Origin of the sequence: Saccharibacillus alkalitolerans (genome assembly GCF_011090185.1) — a bacterium.
In the GTDB taxonomy this organism is placed as follows: domain Bacteria; phylum Bacillota; class Bacilli; order Paenibacillales; family Paenibacillaceae; genus Saccharibacillus; species Saccharibacillus alkalitolerans.
Genome location: NZ_JAAFGS010000008.1, coordinates 187,397 through 206,813, shown reverse-complemented (window position 1 = coordinate 206,813; position 19,417 = coordinate 187,397). Strand labels below are relative to the sequence as shown.

At 58.2% G+C, this 19,417-nt stretch carries 17 protein-coding genes; 4 read left to right on the top strand and 13 right to left on the bottom strand.

What is annotated here, in order from left to right; genetic code table 11:
• Nucleotides 1–648 precede the first annotated feature (648 nt).
• The 3 genes from GYN08_RS19570 to GYN08_RS19560 are packed head-to-tail and all read right to left on the bottom strand — an operon-like array spanning nucleotide 649 to nucleotide 3,278.
• Nucleotides 649–1,434 carry an ABC transporter permease gene (locus GYN08_RS19570; protein ID WP_166277923.1) on the bottom strand — a complete coding sequence of 262 codons (786 nt, stop codon included), beginning with the start codon at nucleotides 1,432–1,434 and terminating at the stop codon, nucleotides 649–651.
• Nucleotides 1,435–1,438: 4 nt separating this feature from the next.
• Nucleotides 1,439–2,233, bottom strand: a complete 795-nt coding sequence (locus GYN08_RS19565) for an ABC transporter permease (protein ID WP_166277920.1) — start codon at nucleotides 2,231–2,233, stop codon at nucleotides 1,439–1,441.
• A complete protein-coding gene (locus tag GYN08_RS19560) occupies nucleotides 2,226–3,278 on the bottom strand; it encodes an ABC transporter ATP-binding protein (protein ID WP_166277917.1) in 1,053 nt (350 codons plus the stop codon). Before GYN08_RS19560 ends, GYN08_RS19565 begins: the two co-directional genes overlap by 8 nt.
• A gap of 257 nt (nucleotides 3,279–3,535) precedes the next feature.
• Between GYN08_RS19560 and GYN08_RS19555 the strand changes: the two genes are divergently transcribed.
• Both GYN08_RS19555 and GYN08_RS19550 read left to right on the top strand, forming a co-directional pair.
• Entirely contained in the window at nucleotides 3,536–4,624 is a 1,089-nt protein-coding gene (locus GYN08_RS19555; RefSeq protein ID WP_166277914.1) for an LCP family protein, read from the top strand.
• A 176-nt stretch (nucleotides 4,625–4,800) separates the two neighbouring features.
• Nucleotides 4,801–6,108: a glutamate-1-semialdehyde 2,1-aminomutase gene (locus GYN08_RS19550; protein WP_166277911.1), complete on the top strand. Its 1,308-nt coding sequence runs from the start codon at nucleotides 4,801–4,803 to the stop codon at nucleotides 6,106–6,108.
• Between the two features lie 100 nt (nucleotides 6,109–6,208).
• Here GYN08_RS19550 and GYN08_RS19545 read toward each other — a convergent pair whose 3' ends face one another.
• The 3 genes from GYN08_RS19545 to GYN08_RS19535 all read right to left on the bottom strand — a co-directional run bounded on the left by GYN08_RS19545 (nucleotide 6,209) and on the right by GYN08_RS19535 (nucleotide 8,625).
• On the bottom strand, nucleotides 6,209–7,414 hold the full coding sequence (locus GYN08_RS19545; RefSeq protein WP_166277908.1) for an MFS transporter: 1,206 nt from the start codon (nucleotides 7,412–7,414) through the stop codon (nucleotides 6,209–6,211).
• Complete coding sequence (locus GYN08_RS19540; protein WP_166278033.1) at nucleotides 7,407–7,967, bottom strand: PadR family transcriptional regulator; 561 nt, start codon at nucleotides 7,965–7,967, stop codon at nucleotides 7,407–7,409. Before GYN08_RS19540 ends, GYN08_RS19545 begins: the two co-directional genes overlap by 8 nt.
• Nucleotides 7,968–8,088: 121 nt before the next feature.
• The gene (locus GYN08_RS19535; RefSeq protein WP_166277905.1) at nucleotides 8,089–8,625 is read right to left on the bottom strand and encodes a type 1 periplasmic-binding domain-containing protein; all 537 of its coding nucleotides are present in this window, start codon (nucleotides 8,623–8,625) and stop codon (nucleotides 8,089–8,091) included.
• 152 nt (nucleotides 8,626–8,777) lie between these two features.
• Between GYN08_RS19535 and GYN08_RS19530 the strand changes: the two genes are divergently transcribed.
• On the top strand, nucleotides 8,778–9,725 hold the full coding sequence (locus GYN08_RS19530; protein ID WP_166277902.1) for an ATP-binding protein: 948 nt from the start codon (nucleotides 8,778–8,780) through the stop codon (nucleotides 9,723–9,725).
• 92 nt (nucleotides 9,726–9,817) lie between these two features.
• On the top strand, nucleotides 9,818–10,714 hold the full coding sequence (locus GYN08_RS19525; protein ID WP_166277900.1) for a tetratricopeptide repeat protein: 897 nt from the start codon (nucleotides 9,818–9,820) through the stop codon (nucleotides 10,712–10,714).
• A 19-nt stretch (nucleotides 10,715–10,733) separates the two neighbouring features.
• Here the strand turns inward: GYN08_RS19525 and GYN08_RS19520 are convergent, their stop codons facing one another.
• The 7 genes from GYN08_RS19520 to GYN08_RS19490 all read right to left on the bottom strand — a co-directional run bounded on the left by GYN08_RS19520 (nucleotide 10,734) and on the right by GYN08_RS19490 (nucleotide 19,332).
• A complete protein-coding gene (locus GYN08_RS19520) occupies nucleotides 10,734–13,880 on the bottom strand; it encodes a PAS domain-containing hybrid sensor histidine kinase/response regulator (protein ID WP_235946398.1) in 3,147 nt (1,048 codons plus the stop codon).
• A 226-nt stretch (nucleotides 13,881–14,106) separates the two neighbouring features.
• On the bottom strand, nucleotides 14,107–15,348 hold the full coding sequence (locus tag GYN08_RS19515; RefSeq protein WP_166277897.1) for a stalk domain-containing protein: 1,242 nt from the start codon (nucleotides 15,346–15,348) through the stop codon (nucleotides 14,107–14,109).
• A gap of 143 nt (nucleotides 15,349–15,491) precedes the next feature.
• Nucleotides 15,492–15,773, bottom strand: coding sequence for a hypothetical protein (locus tag GYN08_RS19510; RefSeq protein ID WP_166277894.1), 282 nt, complete (start codon nucleotides 15,771–15,773; stop codon nucleotides 15,492–15,494).
• Between the two features lie 49 nt (nucleotides 15,774–15,822).
• Nucleotides 15,823–16,683, bottom strand: a complete 861-nt coding sequence (locus GYN08_RS19505; RefSeq protein ID WP_408015078.1) for an inositol monophosphatase family protein — start codon at nucleotides 16,681–16,683, stop codon at nucleotides 15,823–15,825.
• A gap of 368 nt (nucleotides 16,684–17,051) precedes the next feature.
• The gene (gene fabI, locus GYN08_RS19500) at nucleotides 17,052–17,819 is read right to left on the bottom strand and encodes an enoyl-ACP reductase FabI (protein ID WP_166277891.1); all 768 of its coding nucleotides are present in this window, start codon (nucleotides 17,817–17,819) and stop codon (nucleotides 17,052–17,054) included.
• Between the two features lie 28 nt (nucleotides 17,820–17,847).
• Nucleotides 17,848–18,165: a hypothetical protein gene (locus GYN08_RS19495; protein ID WP_166277888.1), complete on the bottom strand. Its 318-nt coding sequence runs from the start codon at nucleotides 18,163–18,165 to the stop codon at nucleotides 17,848–17,850.
• Nucleotides 18,166–18,243: 78 nt separating this feature from the next.
• Nucleotides 18,244–19,332 (bottom strand): D-alanine--D-alanine ligase, encoded by a 1,089-nt coding sequence (locus GYN08_RS19490; protein WP_166277885.1) that lies wholly within the window; start codon nucleotides 19,330–19,332, stop codon nucleotides 18,244–18,246.
• Between the last annotated feature and the right edge of the window lie 85 nt (nucleotides 19,333–19,417).

Sequence of the window (19,417 nt, the reverse complement as noted above, 5' to 3'; positions counted from 1 at the left end):
CTCCTTTTCGGTTTGGAAAATGTGGGGTGCCGCTCCGGAGAAAGGGGCCTTACGATCGCTGTTCCGATTCGATTTCTTCCTTGATTATATTTTATAAGGTGGAAGTCGAATCTCAAAGGCGAGCGCTAGCTTATGCTTCCGATGTGCCTTTCCTCCAGAAAGGCTTTAGCTTCTTCAGGCTCCCTTTCTCCTCCGCTTACTGCGGCGCATAAAAACATTTTACAAAGAAAACTCGCCGAAGGCGAGAGAGGAGCCGGCTTATTTAGCCGGCTCCTCTCGGCGCTGCCTGCGCCTTGGTTATTTAATCTCTTTTTACGCCCTTGTCTTGGTCTCTTCTTTCTCTTAACGTCGGCGGTTCGGCCCCCCGAACCGCCGACGTCCGAGTCAAAGCCAGAGCCTGGCTTTTGCTGCACCCGTTTTGGACCTTCAACAGCGATCGAAAGCGCAGCCTCGAAAAGCGCTTCGCCCTTTTCTCTCCCACCGCCGAGCAGGGCGTGAGCGGAGGGGGAGGGGGAGGCTGGAGAAACGGAGTGTTCGCCTTTGAGGTTTGATTTCACCCCTATAAAAATAAAATCGAAGAAATCAAACCGAAACAGCGATCGTAAGGCCCCCCTTCCCCGGAGCGCCTCCCCGATCGCCTCCCTCATATTACGACCCTGCCCCGCGGTACCTTTTCACGCCCACGTTCCAACTGACCAGCCCGATCGTCAGGAACACCGCGGCCATGACCGGCGTCAACCATGCCATATGCAGCATTTCTTCCCGGCCGAGGAACAGCGACGCGGGATACACGCCGACGAACGCGAAAGGCAGAATCCAGGTCAGCAGGAACTGGATCGCGCGGTTGTAGATCGTGACCGGATACCGTCCGTAGTTTTGGATATTGTACAGCAGCGGGATAATGCCGGTCGGCGAATCCGAGTAGAACGACAGCGACGTCAGCGTAATGTAGATGCCGCTGTAAATCAGCATGGCGCTGATCGAGAACAGCAGCAGCACCGGAATGTGCCACCAGAGCAGCTCGAGTCCCAATTGGCCGCCGCTGATGATCATGATGACAAGGCCGATCAGCGAACCGATCAATCCCGGCGGATCGATGTTTTCCAGGAAAATCTGAAACAGATTGTACGCCGGGCGGGTCAGAATGCGGTCCATCTCGCCTTTGACGATATAGCGGTCGCTGAAATTCCACAGATTGACGAAGCAGCTGAACAGCCCGAACGGCACCATGAAGAATCCGTAAACGAAGACGACTTCCGCCTCGCTCCAGCCGCCGAGCGAATTCGTGTGGCCGAATACGACGAAGATGAAGATCAGGTTGCTCGCCTGCATCAGCAGGTCGGAGATCACTTCGACCCAGAAGTCCGCGCGGTAGGTCAGTCTCGTTTTCATATAGTTTTTGAGATATTCGAATACCAAGCCGATATAGTACATCTTCTCACCCCCCCTGCACGAACAGCCGCTTGCGCGCCGCCCGCCACATGAAGAAGATCGGGATCAGCAGGCCGAAGAACCAGATCAGCTGGATGCCGAAAACTTCGAGAATGCCCGTCCCCTGCGTGCGCCCCGTAAATACGGAACCCGGCAGATAAGTAATCGCCTGAAAAGGCAGCCACTGCATGATCGAGCTCAGCCATCCCGGGAACAGGCTGATCGGAATGACGAGTCCGGAGAACAGATCGACGATAACCCGCTTCATCCGCATCATGCCCTCGTTGTTTTCCACGAAAAACGCCATCAGTCCCGTCAGGATATTGAGCTGCGAGTTGATGAGGAAGCTGAAAAACAGCATGACCAGAAAACCGATCCAGGCGGCCGGGTCGCTCGGCAGGCGGACCGGGAACAGCAGCAGCGCGAGCAGCATGCCGGGAATCATGAACAGAGTGAAGCGGAACAGTCCCTCGCCGAAGCCCTGCATCATTTTGACGAACAAATAGTTGTACGGTCGAATAAACTGAATGGCGATGGAACCGTCGCGGATATCGTTCGCGATCTCGCGGTCCAGATTGTTGAAGTAAAAAGCGCGCGCCATCCACGACACCGCGATATACGTCGTCATCTGGGATGCCGTGAAGCCGCCGATCTCTCCCCTGTCGCCGTAAATGGCCTGCCAGGTAAAGTAGTAGACGCCGATATTCAGCATGTAAATCAAGATGCCCGAGTAGTAATTGACCCGGTACGCGAGCATGGTCAGGAAACGGATGCGGATAAAATCGGTGTAGGCGCTAAGCATGGGAATTCCGCCCGCTTTCCGTCCCAGTGCCGGGATCGGCCGCCGCCGAACCGGTCCGGTAAATTTGGCGCACGATCTCGTCGGTCGTCGTCTCGGTGATTTTGATGTCCGTGATCGGGATATCCGTCTGGCCGACGACCCGCGCCAGCACGTCCGACACGTTCAGCCCGCCCGGCACCAGCGCTTCGGCATGCAGGTCGTTGTCGGCGGTCCAGCTTATGTCCACTCCTTCGGTCAACGCGCGCAGCCGCGCCAGCGGACAAGCCGTGCCGAACTGGAACGTGACGCGAGTCCCCTGGCCCCAGCGGGTCTTGAGCGTATCGAGCCCGCCGTCGTAAATGACGCGCCCTTCGTCGAGCATAATGACCCGCGAACAGAGCGCTTCGATATCCTGCAGGTCGTGCGTGGTCAGCAGAATGGTCGTGCCGTGCTGGCGGTTCATGTCTTTGAGGAACTCCCGGATCTCCGTCTTCACGATGATATCGAGGCCGATGGTCGGCTCGTCCAAAAATACGATCGACGGATTGTGCAGCAGCGCGGCGACCAGCTCGCAGCGCATGCGCTGCCCGAGGCTGAGCTTGCGCACGGGACGGCTGAGCAGCTCGCCCAGATCGAGGCGCTGCACCAGCTCGTCCAGCCGCTTTTTATAATCGTTCTCCGGCACTCCGTACACTTTGCGCAGCAGGCCGAACGATTCGATCACGCCGATGTCCCACCAGAGCTGGCTGCGCTGGCCGAACACGACGCCGATGTTGCGGACGAACTTCTCGCGCTCTTCGTGCGGCACGTAGCCGCCCACGTTCAGCCTTCCGGAAGTCGGAACGAGAATGCCGGTCAGCATCTTGATCGTCGTCGACTTGCCCGCGCCGTTCTCGCCGATATACCCGCAGATTTCGCCCGCGGGGATGGAGAACGAGATGTCGTTGACCGCCGCGACTTCGTTGTACTGCCGGGAGAACAGATCCTGCAGCGCGCCCTTCAGGCCGCCGCGGTTTTTCTGGACTTTGAAAACCTTGCTGAGGTGCTCCACTTCGATGGCGTTCATGTAAGTTCCTTTCTCTGATCCGTTCGCGTCGGATGGCGTTATTTTGCCTGAACGGCGCTCTCGCGCGGTTCATGATGAAAATAAGGGGGTATTCTGCGTGTAAGACGCCGATCCTTGCCCTACCGGCGGTTTCCTTATGCGCGGATGCGATCGGAAACGGCGATTGCCTGCCGCTCCGAAAAAAATTATAATGTAGGGATATCACGAAGGCAATCTGTTTCGCGCGTATTCCCTCCAGAACGAAAGGAAGAAAACGAATGACGAAAAGGCAAAAAAAGACCCTGATTTGGACGATTTGCCTCGTCTTGACGGCGGCGGCCGGTTATGCGGTCTTTTACTTTACAAGCCTCTACAATCAGGTGTCCGGCCTGCAAAAAGTAGGGGAAAGCTCTCCTTTCCGAAATCTCCCCGTGACCGAGACGACCACTGTGCAGGAACCTCCGAAATGGGAGGGCAGCGAGCCGGTCAACATTCTCCTGATGGGCGTGGACGCCCGCGGCGTCAAGGAAGGCGAAATTCCGCGCTCGGACTCCATGATCGTCGCCTCGATCGATCCGACCCGCAAAACGATCAACCTGTTCTCCATCATGCGCGACACCTACACCGATATCCCGGACCATGGCAAACAGCGAATCAACGCCGCCATTACCCACGGACCGAACACCGCCATGCAGACCGTTTCCGATCTGCTCGGCATCCCGATCCAGTATTATGTATATACCGACTTCCAAGGCTTCATCAAACTGGTGGACGCCGTCGGCGGAGTCGATTTTTACGTGGAAAAAGATATGCATTACGTCAGTGCGGCCGATGAGCATCTGTACGACATCGACCTGAAGGAAGGCCGGCAGCATCTGGACGGCACGACCGCGCTTCAATATGTCCGTTTCCGTCACGATCAACTGTCCGACTTCAGCCGTACGGGGCGTCAGCGCGAATTCCTGCAGGCGATCGCGGACAAGCTCAAATCCTCGACGTCGATCATGAACCTGCCGAACATCCTGGAACAAGTCAGCCCGTACATCGATACGAATTTGAGCGTCGGCGACATGTGGAAGCTGGCGACCGTCGCCTACGACAGCAGTATGGGCGGCAGCGAGCAAATCCCGCCGAACGAACTGCTGCGCGAAGAAAATATCGGCGGAGCAGCCGTTCTGACCGTAAGCAGCGAAGAAAAATTGAAAGCCTTTATTCAGGACACCCTGAACGGCTCCGATAACGAGAATGAAAATTCCGACGCCGCCGATTCGTCGAAGGACCTCGAAAAGGCTCCGGTGTCGTCGCTTCCGGTTCCTTCCGCCGTGAAGACCGAAGCGCTCGGAACGGACGCCGAAGGCCGGCAGTAAACCGCGCGCAGCCCCGCTTCCGCGCGCACCGATGCCGTCAGCCGAATCTTAACACAAAATCGTCCCTGTACGCGGGGCAAAAAATTCGTTACGCTTAAAGAGCGCCCTTGACGGGGCGCTCTTTAACGTTGGCCGACCTGCGCGTCGTACACCATATATCGAAAGGATCGTGAATCATGAATCGTCCAAATTCCGAAAGACTATACGCCGAAGCGCTTGAACATATCGTCGGCGGCGTCAACAGCCCGTCCCGCTCGTTCAAGGCGGTGGGCGGCGGCGCCCCCGTTTTCATGCAGAAGGGCCAGGGTTCCCGCTTCTGGGACGTCGACGGCAACGAATATATCGATTACCTGGCCGCTTACGGCCCGATCATTACGGGACATGCGCATCCTCATATCACCGAAGCGATTCTGAGAGCGGCGCAGAACGGCACCCTTTACGGCACGCCGACCGAGCTTGAGATCAAACTCGCCAAGATGCTGAAGGATGCCATTCCGTCGCTGGACAAAGTCCGCTTCGTCAACTCCGGCACCGAGGCCGTCATGTCGACGATCCGCGTCGCACGCGCTTATACCGGCCGGTCGAAGATCATCAAGTTCGCGGGCTGCTACCACGGCCACTCCGACCTTGTGCTCGTGGCCGCCGGCTCGGGCCCTTCCACGCTGGGCACTCCGGACAGCGCCGGCGTGCCGGCCAGCATCGCGCAGGAAGTCATCACGGTACCGTTCAACGACCTCGAAGGGCTGGAACAGGCGCTGAGCCGCTGGGAAGGCCAGATCGCGGCCGTCATGGTCGAGCCGATCGTCGGCAACTTCGGCATGGTCATGCCGGAGAAAGGCTTCCTCGAAGGCCTGTGCAGACTGGCCCACGAGCACGGCGCCCTCGTCATTTACGACGAGGTCATCACCGCGTTCCGCTTCCATTACGGCTCGGCGCAGACTTATGCCGGCCTGGACAACCATGACGCGATTACTCCGGACCTGACGGCGCTGGGCAAGATTCTGGGAGGAGGGCTGCCGATCGGCGCCTACGGCGGCCGCAAGCATATCATGGAGCAGGTCGCTCCGCTCGGCCCAGCATACCAGGCCGGTACGATGGCGGGGAACCCGGCTTCGATCTCGGCCGGTATCGCCTGCCTGGAAGTGCTGCAGGGCGAAGGCGTGTACGAAGAGATGGAACGCCTGGCGATCCGCCTGACGGACGGCATCGCCGAATCGGCAAAACGTCACGGCGTGCCGATGACGATCAATCGCATCCGCGGCGCGTTCTCGACGCACTTCTGCGATCACCCGGTCACGAACTACGACCAGGCGCAGGACACCGACGGCGAATCGTTCGCCGCTTTCTTCCGCGGCATGCTGAATCGGGGCGTCTGCCTGGCTCCGTCGAAATACGAAGCCTGGTTCCTGACGACCGCGCATACGGACGAAGATATCGACCGCACTTTGGAAGCGGCCGACGCCGCGCTGAAGGAAATGCGCTAGGCGTCCGTTCGGTTATAGCGGGAACGTTCCGCCTGAACAAAAAAATGAAAAGCAGCAGACGAAGAGACCTTTCCCCGCTAGGGAAGGTCTCTTCGTCATATCAGGCTTTTTTTCTGTTAAGAATAAAAGCGGTAATGTATAAAAGCGAGACGGCGCCGAAAACCGAATAAGCCGTCAGCAGCCCGAAGCCCTGCATCAGCACCCCGCCGAGCAGCGGGCCGACCATCATGCCGGCCGAATAGGCTGTATTATAGACGGCGAAGGTCGCGCCGTAAGAAGCGTTCCCGTGGCGCTCGGCCAGCAGCGCCAACCGAGGCAGCGTCGGCGTCAGCACGGTTCCCATGCCTGCGCCAAGCAAAGCCAATGCCGCCGCCTGCTGCCAAACTCCGTCGACAGCCGCATTGAGCGGCAGGGCAAGCGCCGTGACCAGAAGCCCCGCGGCGATGGTTCGGCTGTGTCCCCAGCGGGCGGATAAGGTGCCGATAATCGGCGCGACAAGGCCATAGGCCAACGTCGGTACGGCAAAGAGCAGGCCCACGGTGCCGGGCGAAGCGCCCAAGCTTTCATGGAGATGCAGAGGCAGCGTCGGTTCGAGCACCGTAGGCACCGCCGCGCCGATCGCAATGGCTCCCCCCGTCACCAGAAGAGCGGGGTGGCGCAGCAGCGCCCATACGGAACCTTTTTCTTTTTCAACGAGGCGTCGCTCTTCCGTCCGGCGCAGCAGCACTACGCGCAGAATGCCGTCCAGCAGGGCGAGTCCGGCCGCGCAGAGGAAAGGAAGCGTATAACCGCCCAGCTCATACAGCCAGCCTCCGACGGTCGGCCCAAGCAGAGTACCGGCGGCCTGGCCCGACAAGGCAAGCCCCATCGCCCGGCCTCGCGTTTCCGGCGAATAATGTTCGGCAATCAGCGCCAAGCCCGCCGTCCAGGTTGCCGCCGCGGAAATTCCCTGCAGCACTCTCGCCGCGACGAGCCAGGCGAACGACTCGGCGAAGGCGAACAGAAGCGTGGCGGCAGCGAGTCCCAGCAGCCCCCAGAGCAGAGGCTTTTTGCGGCCGATGCGATCGGACAGCATCCCCCAAAACGGCGTAGCCGCGAACAGGGCGATGGCATAACTGGCGAACAGCGCGCCGATCATCGATTCGGAAGCCCCGAGTTCCTCCGCATAGACCGGCAGAATCGGCACGATAAGTCCGTAAATCAACATATCCACAAAGATTGCGATGCCGACTACCCATAATACGGCGGAAGGATTGCTCCCTTTTCCCGTTTCGCGAAGCGCGGACCCTCCAAGTTTTTCACCCACGGCGATCCCCCTCCGATCCGGCTTCGCCGCCGAGAATGCGCCGAATGCGATCCAGCGTTCTCAGCTGCAGTTCGCATTGTTCGTAAATATGCTCGAAGATCGCTTCGACCTGCCAGGGAAGAGGCGCATCGGGGAAGGCGGCCTTTTTCTGTTCGCTGCCCGACTTCATGTCCGCATACAGACGGCGCACTTCCTGTTCCTGCTCGTCGAGTTTGCCCAAAATTTCGGATTTGCCCAGCTGATTGGCAAAAGTAAGCGCCGTGTAAAATTCGGTCGGAAACGCCAGAGCGGAACGTCCCAACCCCTGCAGAATCAACTCTCTCAACTCCGCTTCGCCGTCGAGCGTAATCTTGAAAATCGTCTTCGTTCGCATGCCGGTCTGTTCGACCGCTTCCAACACGACTTTCCCTTCGCCCTGCAGCTTCTTGAGCGCGTGATAGATCGAAGCGGGATTTACGCTCGCCCATGTCTCCGTTTGCGCCGAATTCATCATCTGCTGAATTTCATAGCCCGACATGGGGCCGAACTGCTGTAGCAAACCCAATACCATCATTCTTGTCACTGCTGCCGCACCGCCTTTAGTAAATATGTAATACTAAACGTTTAGTATGTGCTTATCATACCCCCTCTTTCGCTCGTTGTAAAGAACCGAAAAAAACTTCCGGCGTTCGGGATTATTCCCCGCCGGAAGCTTTATTCAACAAATCCCCTAACTTTACGTCTTTATGCAGACCGTGTTCCCACTCGACCCGCACGATTGCTTCCCCTTCGCCCGACAGCAGCTTCTCATAGCGCTCCCGCTGCAGCGTCAGCACGAAATTGTACCTTCCCTGTTCCGAGCGCGGAATATCGATCCGTACCGCCTCTCCGGCGTAACGGACATCTTCCCCTGAGCCTTCCGGCAAAATACCGGCACGCACATTTCGCATCTGCCGGAGCGGATTGCGATTGCCGATATTCAATTCCAACGGAAGGAAGACATACTCCCCGTTCGCGTCCATCCCTTCCGGCAGCGCAGAAACTTCTCCGCCGTTCGCTTCCGGCTCCGCCGATCGGATCACTTTCATCAAAGCATGATCTTTCGTTTTCAACGGTTCTTCCGCTTTTACCGAAGGCGAAAACAGCGCAAAGGAGCCGAAGCCCAGCACCATTTCTTCCGCAGCAAGCAGGAGCAGCATGACGATGACCAGGGCGGGCAATTTTTTTCTCATATCCGAATTTTCTCCTCACGCGCGCATTTTCCTTTTCTTCCTATGGAATAAACGCTTTGGCCTGCAAAAAAGTTGTGCGAACCCCCGTTTCTGGTGAAAAGCCCCTTCTATCGGTTATGATAAAGAAAAACGGGAGGCGGAAAGGAGCAACCATGGACGACGAAAAAGAGCAGCGGCGCAAAAACCTGAAAGTGATCCAGTTCGACAAAAATGCCGAAGATTTGATCGAAAGCGAAAAGCCGACGGTTACGTTCGCCGATGTCGGCGGGCTCGAAGAGATCAAGAAGAAGATCCGCATGAATTTCATTCTGCCGCTCAAGCAGCCCGAGCTGTTCGCGGCGTACGGGCGACAGGCGGGCGGATCGCTGCTGCTCTACGGACCTCCGGGCTGCGGCAAAACGTTCCTGGCCCGTGCCGTCGCCGGCGAGATCAGCGCAACTTTCCTGCATCTGGAGCTTCAGGCGATCCTTTCGATGTACGTGGGAGGCAGCGAGCATAATCTGCACGACATTTTCGAAAAAGCTCGCGCCGAAGCGCCGTGCGTGCTGTTCATCGACGAACTCGACGCGCTGGGCGGAAGCCGCCAGGGCATGCGTCAGCACCACGACCGTATGCTGGTCAACCAGCTTCTGATCGAACTGGACGGACTGGCGAGCTTCAACGAAAACGTGTTTATCATCGGAGCCACCAATACCCCGTGGTACCTGGACTCCGCCCTGCGCCGTCCGGGACGATTCAACAACCTGCTGTTCGTCCCGCCGCCGGAGGCGGAAGAGCGAAGCACGATCTTAGATTTGAAGCTCGCCGGCAAGCCGGCAGGCGGACTCAACGTGAACAAACTCGCCGAAGGGACGTCCCTGTTTTCCGGCGCCGACCTGGAGCAGCTCGTGCGGGATGCGACGGAACTTGCGCTCGAACGGGCAATGGAAACGGGCGAAATCCAGCCGCTGGCGGATACCGATTTTCGCCGCGTGCTGAAAAGCCGTCAGCCTTCCACGCTCGATTGGTTCGCCACGGCTCGCAATTACGCCACGTTCAGCGACACCAACGGCGAATATGCTCAAGTGCTCGAATATATTAAAAAGCACAAAATCCGTTAAACGAGGAGATAAATCCGGCACGACGATAAACGAGACGTTCCGCCCGCGGCCCCCAACCTGTGACGGCCGGGCGGGAAACGGGAGGTCGAACGATGAGCGAGCAAACGAACGGTTCCGTTCCTCCCGGCCTTCGGGCTGAGCGGTTCGAACGCCTGCTGAACTGGGGCAGGCATAAGGAAGCGCTGACCGAAGCCGGCGAATGGCTGCGCGAAGAGCCGGAGACGCCCGGGCCCTACAATGCGCTGGCGCTGGCCTATATCCATACGCATGAGTACGAACAGGCATTGGCATGCACGGATCAGGCGCTGCGTCTCGATCCCGACGATGAAGACGGCTGGTTTTTGCGCGCGGTCACTTATTATTCGACCGGCAAGTGGGCGCAGATGCAGGAAGCTGCGGACGAAGGGCTGCGCATCAACCCGTACCGCGCGCATCTGCATTATCTGTTGGCGAACATGCACAACAAGCAGGGCAAATTCGACCGGGCGCGCCGAAGCATCGAGCAGGCTTTGAAGATCGAGTCGGATAACGGACTGTACGAGGCGCTCTACAGCTATGTGCTCGCCAACGAGCGGGACTTCGCCGCTTCGCTGGAAGCCGCCGAAGCGGCGCTGCGCAAAGACGTCGAGAACGCCCAGTCGTTTTTGTATCTCGGTTGGGCCGCGGACCGGCGCGGCGACCCGAAGACGGCCAAGACGATGATGGAGCAGGCCATCCGTCTCGATCCGGACGACGAACAGACGCGCAACGAATACATGGAGGCGCTGCAAAAAAATTATTGGTTTTACCGCGTCTTCACGCTGCCCGTCTTTCTCCGCCGATTCAAGCCGTGGCAGCTGCTGCTGATCTGGGTCGCCGCTTCGATCCTATTCAGGCCGCTGATCATTCTGCTCGTCATTTTGTACATCCTGAGCTTTGCGCTCAGCAAGCTGTTCGTGCACGTCCAGGTCTACGGCTGGCGGCGCGCGCCGAAAAGGCGGGAGAAATAATCTCCCGCCTTTTCGGCGTTCAGACGACCTGCCGGCGGCGCAAAAATTCGCGCATTCTTCCGTTCGAGTCGGTCAGCACGCGCCGGATCTCGCTTTCCGAGATCGGCTTCGCGATATAATCCTGCATGCCGCTGGCCAGGCATTCTTCCGCAAAGCCGGGCCGCACGAATGCGGTAACGGCCACAAGGTAAGGAATCGATTCCGGCGGCAGCACTTGACGGATCAGCTTGGCAGCCGTCATGCCGTCCATCTCGGGCATCTGCACATCCATAAAGACCAGGTCATAGGGCTTCTTGGCAACGGCTTCGAAAGCTTCAATCCCGTTTTCGACCATGTCCGCCGTATGTCCGAGCTTCAACAGCAGCTCTTTCAGCAGTCTTCGATTGACCGGATGATCCTCGGCAATCAGAATGCGCAGTTCTTCGAGACGCTCCGGCTCCTCGGCCGCTCCCTTTCCGGCTGCCGGCAGCGCTTCGACAGGCAGCCGTTCGCCGTATCCGTTCGGCAGCAGCCCGGGAGTTTCCGGAATTCGGCCGGGGATCGTAAAGCGAAAGACCGAGCCTTTCCCTTCCCGGCTGTCGGCCCAAATTTCGCCTCCCATCAGTTCGACCAGCCTTCTGCAAATCGACAAGCCCAGTCCCGTACCTCCGTATCTCCGGTTCAGTTCCGAATGAAGCTGGGAAAACGACTGGAACAGCCGATTTCGCTTGTCTTCCGCTATGCCTATGCCGGTGTCCCGGACGCTGAACTCCAGCAGCGCGTCTTCGTCGGTCGATCCCTCGACGGGTTGAACCGACACCGTAATCGATCCCTGTTCGGTAAACTTCACCGCGTTGCCGATCAGATTGGTCAGCACTTGTCTGAGGCGTACGGGATCGGTTACGATTTCTTCCGGCACGCCGGACGCAATCTCCAACTGAAGGGAAATCCCTTTTTCCTCCGCGCGCGGCTCGAACAGCTCCGCCGCCTCCGATACCAGCGGCGCGAGCAGCACTCTCTCCGGCTCCAGCGACAGCCTTCCGGCATCGATCTTGCTGAAATCCAGCACATCGTCCAGAATTCGCATCAGCGAGCGGCCGCTGCCGCTTATAATCTCGGCGTATTCGCGCTGCTCCGGCGTCAATCCGGTATCCAGCAGCAGATCGGTCATGCCCAGCACGCCGTTCATCGGCGTGCGGATTTCGTGGCTCATCATGGCGAGAAAATCGGACTTCGCCGAAGCCGTCCGTTCGGCCAGCTCTTTTTGCCGCATCACTTCCCGCTCGTTCGTCACGTCCCGGAACACGATGACGGTTCCCTGTACCGCGCCTTTGTCGACGATCGGATTGACCGTATACTCGACGAAGCTGCTCGATCCGTCTTTTTTCCAGAGAACGCCTTCCTTGACCGCTCTGAGCATGCCGTCTTGTCCGGTAGTGCAGATCGGGCAATCTTCGACGGCATACGGTACCCCTCCGATTCCGGAATGAACGAGCAAATTGTGGTTGTCCTGCCCGATAAATTCATCCTGCTCGTAACCGAGCAGTTCCAGGGCGGCGGGGTTGGCAAACATGGTTTTCCCGTCCGTGCCGACTCCGAAGATTCCTTCCGACACCGAATTCAGAATCAGCGTGTATTCGTAGCCGAGCTGTTCGATCCGCCGAATATAACGCTTTCTCTCGGTAATATCGCCGGCAATTCCGTACACGCCGACAATTTCCCCTTCCACGAAAATCGGAATGTTCGAAATATTGAGTTCCACCCGTTCGCCGTTCGCCCGGTAAATGACCGCTTCGTAATTTTGCGGAATGCCGCGGCAGGCCGCTTCGAAGTGCCGGTTTGTCCGACTGAGATTTTCGTCTTCGATCGCGGTACGGTACGACTGCCCGATCAAATCTTTCTTTTCGCAGCCGAGAAGCGCCGCCATGCTCTCGTTGCAGGAAGTATAGACGCCCTCCAGGCTCAGCGAGTACACGCCGGAAGGATTGTATTCGAACAGCGATCTGTAGCGTTCCTCGCTCTCTTCGAGTCGGCGCTGAGCCAGCTTGCGCTCGGTGACATCCCGCGAAACGGCGATGATTTCCAGCGGTTCGCCGGTAGACTCGTCGTACGTAAAGCTCGCGGCGCTCTCCAGCCATACATAATCCCCGCTGCGGGTGCGCGCGCGGAACTCGACGGTGTGCGATGTATCTCCTTTGCGTACTTTGTCCAGGTAAGCCGCGACTTTTTCAGCATCTTCGGGATGGAGCACGCTGAAAGAACTCGTGCCGACCAGCTCCTCCGGCTTGTAGCCGAGAATATGCTCGCACGCCGGCGATAAATACAGGAAGAACGAATCCGCGGACTGCCGGGTGAACAAATCCAGCGAATATTCGGAGATGAGTTGGAATTCCAATTCTTTTTTCCGCATCTGCTGTTCCATCGCGGCCTGCTTCGTAATATCTTGAACCGTCCCGACCAGTCGGCCTTTGCTGGCGACCTTACCTTGGGAACGAAGGATTCTCAGTTCTCCGGCATCGGTTCGAAGCGTGTACGTCATGTCGTATTCGCTTCCGACGGCTTTTCGCCTGATCGTTTCCTCCACCCGCTCGCGGTCTTCCGGCACGATCCGCCGGAGCAGATCCTCCCGCCGGAAATCGGAGGTGCGATCTTCGATGCCCAGTATATCGTACAGCACCTCGGAAAATTGAATTTCCCCGCTGTCCAGGTTCAATTCCCAAAATACGATTCTGGCCCTCTCTTCCGCCTGCCTGTGCCTTTCGGACGCGGTCTGCAGACTGCGTTCCATTCCTTTTACCGACGTCATGTCCCGGCAGACCACATAGACGCCGAGCTGCTCGGACTCGTGCTCCAGCGGAACGAAATCCAAATCCAACTGCAGCAGTCCGCCGTTTTTGTGCAGGGCTTCGCATTCCGTATGGACTCGCTGCCCCGCTGCAGCCTGCGCGAACAGCGCGCGCAAATCGCCGAACTCTTCCGAGAGACGCAGACGGCTGTTTGCGGCTCCGGCCGTAAGCTCTTGAGCGGTAAAGCCGGTAATGTGCATGATGGCAGGGTTAAGATCTACAATTTCGCCTTGCATATCCAGCACGATGATTCCGTCCGGATAGTTGAGCAGCAAAGAACGGTACAATCCGTCCGCCGACATGAGCTTTTTAAGTGTTTCTGTCCGATTCTGCTCCAACAATGGATTTCTCCTTACGCTAAAAAATAATGAACGTATGCCGTGTCCTGCCGATCGTTTGCTAGTTATTACCCCGGAAACCGCTTCAAAAAACGAATCTCCCCGCTCGCCGTCCCCCTGCCGCGCGCCGACAAAAAACCGGGATCGGCATGCGCCGTTCCCGGTTTTGTCAGCCTCGGAAGCCGTTGGATCGACCCGACGATCCGGAAGGATCCGCGCTGCCGCCCTCTTACGGATTAACGAATACCGCGCGCAGACGAGGCACGTACTGAACGTCGAAGCCCAGACCGTCGGCCAGTACCGCCAGCGGTACGTAAGTCTTCGACTCTCCGCTTACTTTTTCCGTAAAAGCCGGCGTCTTGATCGCTACGTTCTTCCCGTTGACGACGACCGCCTTCTTCCCGACCGGAATGCTGACGCTGCGGCCTTCGAAATCGATGCTTGCCGTCGATGTTTTGTTGTCCCACTTCAATTTGGCGCCCAGGGCGTCCGTAATGTCGCGCAGCACGACGAAGGTCGTGCTGTTTTTCAAAATCGGTTTGAATTTGGTGTCCAGTTCTTTGCCGGATACGACAACGGCCACGGTCGACGCGGGAACGGCCTTGTTCAGCGTCCGATATTCGTTCCAAATTTTCTTGGAAAACGCTTCGGCGAGCGCTTCGTAGCCATCCTGATTCGGGTGGATATCGTTATAATCGATATAGGTGAGTGCGGATTCTTTGCCTGCGAACAAGGATACCACATGCACCACTTCCACCTTTCCTCCCTCTGCATTCCGCTTGGCCGCAAGGGTATCCAGCGTCTTCGTATACGACAGGGCTGCCTGGTTCAATTGGGGATATAACCCTTCGGATTTCGCTTCCGACACCGGCTGATACTGGTCGGCAATCACGATTCGCGCGTTCGGATTGATGAGCTGCAGGCTATCCACCACTTTATCGACATTGGCAGCGTAGTTCTTCAACAGTTCCTCCACTTTCGGTCCCAGCTGCTCTGCGGTCGGTCTGGGACGAGCCATGAGAAGCGGAAGCAAATCATTGCCCCCGATCGTGATCGTAATGACGTCCGCCTCCGCCACATCGCCGCGGATCTGAGATACCTTCGCCGCGAATCCGGCAGCGTTCGGATCTTGAATCCCCGCCTGGATTGTGGCAGCCGTCGTATTGGTTCCGGACTGAACCGCTTCGACAAAGTGATTCAATCCCGAAGAAGTGAGGCCGGATATTCCGTAATTGTCCACTTCGGCACGTCCGCGGAACTTTGCCTGTTCTTCGAGGCGCGGCACAAAGCCGTAGTATTCATCGGGTTTCCTGTCCGGCTGATAACCGGCCGTCAGCGAGTCTCCGAACGATACGATCTTATAAGCGGACTCCGCCGCGGAAGCGCGGGTGCCGCCGGTCATTCCGAATGCCGGCAGCACCAGCGCGGCGCACATCATTACCGTCGAGATTTTTTTCCATGTCAATTTCATGAATGTCTCCTCCCGGTCCGAGCGGACCATACGAATAGGGCATGTCTCCTGCTTATCCTGCAAACCGTCAGCAGCAAAAACTGCCGCCGTATCCGTCTCATGCTCCGAATACGGCGGCTCGTCTCACACTGCCTGTTCCCTGTTTATTCCTGCCCGCCGTCCGTGTCTTTCGGCTGGCCAGTCTGGGTCTTTTTCAAATATTCGTCGTAGCGTCCGTCGATTTCTTCGGCCATCTGCCGATACAGGCGCGTTTCTTCCACGATCGGATCAAGGGTCGTCTGGATGCGAATCTCGTAGCGGGGCGAAATTTGCTCCCGCTCTTTGCGCTCGCGATCCTCGTCTTTCAGTTCGCCTTCCGTAAGCAGCTCGCTGAGTTCCTCTTCCAATTCTCTTTGTCCGGGGCTGCGGTCTTGTGCATCGCTCATGCTTATTCCTCCTTGGGAATGTTCAAGTATGATGCTTTCGTCCTGAACGCTAAAAACCGGTAGCATCCGCTTCTTTAAGCAGGGTCAGCAGCTCGGCGTGCAGCGCGCCGTTGGTGGCGACGACGTTGCGGACGCCGAGATCGTACGCGCTGCCGAGCGTATCGGTCACCCGGCCGCCGGATTCGGCGACGAGCAGCGCGCCCGCCGCGATATCCCACGCGTTCAGTCCGGCTTCCCAGTATCCGCTCAGCCGACCGGCCGCCACGTGGGCGAGGTGAAGCGCAGCGGAGCCTCCGGCACGAAGGCTGCGCGCACGCGGCGCGACGGCTTCGATTCCCCGGATATTGATCGGCAGCTTAACCACCGGATCCGCCGGGAATCCTACGGCGATCAGCCCTTCGGACAGCCGCTCTTCCCTGGAAACCTCCATGCGTACGCCGTGCACATAAGCGCCTTTGCCTTTTTCCGCCACGAACATTTCGTCGCGCGACGGATCGTAGATGACTCCCAGAATCACTTCGCCGTTATGGGCCAGCGCGATCGATACCGAATAGAACGGGAAGCCGTGAACGAAATTGGTCGTTCCGTCGATAGGATCGATGATCCAGAGGTATTCTTCGTCCTGGGCTTCGGACAAGGCGCGGATCGAAGCTTCTTCGCCCGGCTCCACGCTTTCCTCGCCCAAAATCGCATGGTCCGGGAAATGGGTCAGGATCAGTCGGCGGATCATCTGTTCGGCGCCTTTGTCGATCTCCGTAACCAGATCTTGTCCGGACGTTTTCGTGGAGAGCTGTCCGTAAGAGCCCAGCCTGCTCTTGATCCATTCGCCTGCCTTGGCGGCCGCGTTGATCGCGACCGCCGTATAACTTTTGCCGGTTAAGACATAAGGAACTTTCTCGTTCGATTCCACAGATATACCGCCTTTCTTGGATTGCTCGGGAAGCCGCGGCCGCTCAGGACGCGGTTTGAAATGTCGGGTCAAGAACGCGGGACGAGTTCAGGTTTGCGCAGGGCGCGTAGAAGTCCGCGATCAGCGAGACCTAAGAGCCCGCTGGGCGCGGGAACTGCGAACCGCTTTGCCCGGAGGGGTATGCGGTTCTCGGCGTTGAAGACCCGCTGGGCGCGGGAACTGCGAACCGCTTTGCCCGGAGGGGTATGCGGTTCTCGGCGTTGAAGACCTGCTGGGCGCGTAGAAGTCCGCGATCAGCGAGACCTAAGAGCCCGCTGGGCGCGGGAACTGCGAACCGCTTTGCCCGGAGGGGTATGCGGTTCTCGTTCCTAACCCATTACATGATATCCGCCGTCGACATAGAGGACCTCGCCGGTAATACCGCGGGACAATCCGCTCAACAGAAACATCGCGGTGTCGCCGACTTCGGCCGTTTCGGTCGTGCGGCGGAGAGGGGCTTTCTCCTCCACAATCTTAAGGATGGAGTTGAAATCGCTGATGCCTTTCGCGGCCAAGGTACGGATCGGGCCGGCGGAGATGGCGTTGACCCGAATGCCGGACGGTCCGAGGTCGGCGGCCAGGTAGCGTACGGAAGCCTCGAGAGCGGCCTTCGCCACGCCCATGACGTTGTAATTGCGCATGACGCGCTCGGCGCCCATGTACGTCATGGTCACGATGCCGCCGCCTTCGGTCATCAGCGGATGCAGCTTCTGCGCCACCGCCACCAGCGAATACGAACTGATATCGTGCGCCAGAGCGAAGCCGTCGCGGGACGTGTCGACGAACTGTCCGGACAGATCTTCCGCCTTGGCGAAGGCGATGCAGTGCGCGATGCCGTGCAGCACGCCGAATTCTTCCTTGAGTCTGGAGGCCAGCGTCTCGATCTCGGCGTCATCCGTAACGTTGCACGGAAGTACCAACGAGTTCGGCAGCGTATCCGCCAGTTTGCGCACCCGGCCTTCTACGCGCTCGCTTTCGTAAGTGAAAGCCAGTCTCGCTCCCTGTGCGGACAAACTTTGCGCGATTCCCCAGGCGATGCTGCGATCGTTCGCGACGCCCATCACCAAGATATTTTTACCCGCCAACAGTTCTCCCATAATCCGTTCCTCCCCGATTATCCGTTCATTATTTTCGTTCGCCGAAAAACATTTCGTGCGCCAGCGAAGTCAACATCCTCGATTCCTCGTCCGTCAACTTCCGCACCAGTTCCAGTTCGACCTGGGTGATTTCCTTGTCTTGAAAATTGATCTCCGCAATGGATGCCGTAACCAGCACAATCGCTACCGCGCGGTTGTCCGGCGTATAAGCGATTACTTTTTGCCCCGTAGGAAATATCCGGAAGCCTTCCTTGCGCATCTTGCCGCGGCCGTACTCCAGCAGTTCGTACAGTTCCTGCTCGCTCTTGAATTTGCATACCGAATTGAACTCCGTTTCGAATCCCATCGATCAGAACTCTCCCTTCGAATCGTATCGTCGTTCTTCGGCCGTTGCCGGCGCGGAGCCTGCAGCCAAGTTGTTCTCCTAGCGTCCGTACTGGAGACGGGTCCGGGCTTCATGCCGTTCCACAGCCAGTTCGATCAGACGGTCCAGCAGGGCCGGATAGGACATGCCGGTCTCGCGCCAGAGAAGCGGATACATGCTGAAAGGCGTAAAGCCCGGCATCGTATTCACTTCATTAATAAGGATCTTGTTGTCGGAACGGCGGACGAAGAAATCCGCGCGGCACAGGCCGCTGCCTTCGACCGCTTTGAACGCCCGAATCGCCAGTTCCCGCAGCGAGTCGGCAAGATCCGGATCGACCGGGGCCGGAATCATCATCTCCGATTTGCCGTCGATGTATTTCGCGTTATAGTCGTAGTAATCGCCCGAGGAGACGATCTCTCCCGGGATCGAAGCCTGCGGCTCGTCGTTGCCGAGCACGCCCACTTCCAATTCGCGCCCGTCGATGAACGTCTCGATGAGCACCTTGCGGTCGTAGCGGAGCGCCAATTCCACCGCGTCGATCAGCGCTTCCTGATCGGCGGCCTTGGAGATGCCGACGCTCGAGCCGAGATTGGCCGGCTTGACGAAGCAAGGATATCCGAGCCTGCTCTCCGCTTCCTGCAGCAGCTCGTGCCGGCTTACCCGCCAGTCGCGCTCGCCGAAAGCGATGTACTCGCCCTGCTCGAGGCCGGCGGCCGCGAACAGCTTTTTCATGACGTCCTTGTCCATGCCCGCCGCGGACGAGAGAACGCCCGCGCCTACGTAAGGCAGCCCGGCCATCTCGAACAGCCCTTGAACGGTGCCGTCTTCCCCGAACGTGCCGTGCAGCAGCGGGAACATCACATCGATCCCGCTCTCCCGGCCGCTCAAAGACGCGAACAGCGCGCCGGCCGCCTCGGCCGTGCCGCCCGATGCCGATTCCAGCTTCATTTCTTCCTGCGAATTCATCGGTCCGTCAAGCGCGGAGCCCATTCGCCACTCGCCCTGAAGGGTAATATAAAAAGGAACAATCTCGTATTTCGAGTAATCGAATGCGTTCATTACCGCAAAGCCGGTCTGCAGCGAAATCTCGTGTTCGCCCGATTTGCCGCCGTATACCAGTCCTACGGTCAATTTGTTTGCTGTCATGTCTGAGCCCCCGTCAATTCGTTAAAATCTCTTTCCCCAGTATAGAGGATCGGCGGCCTGCCTGCAAAGAAAACCCGCATACCGC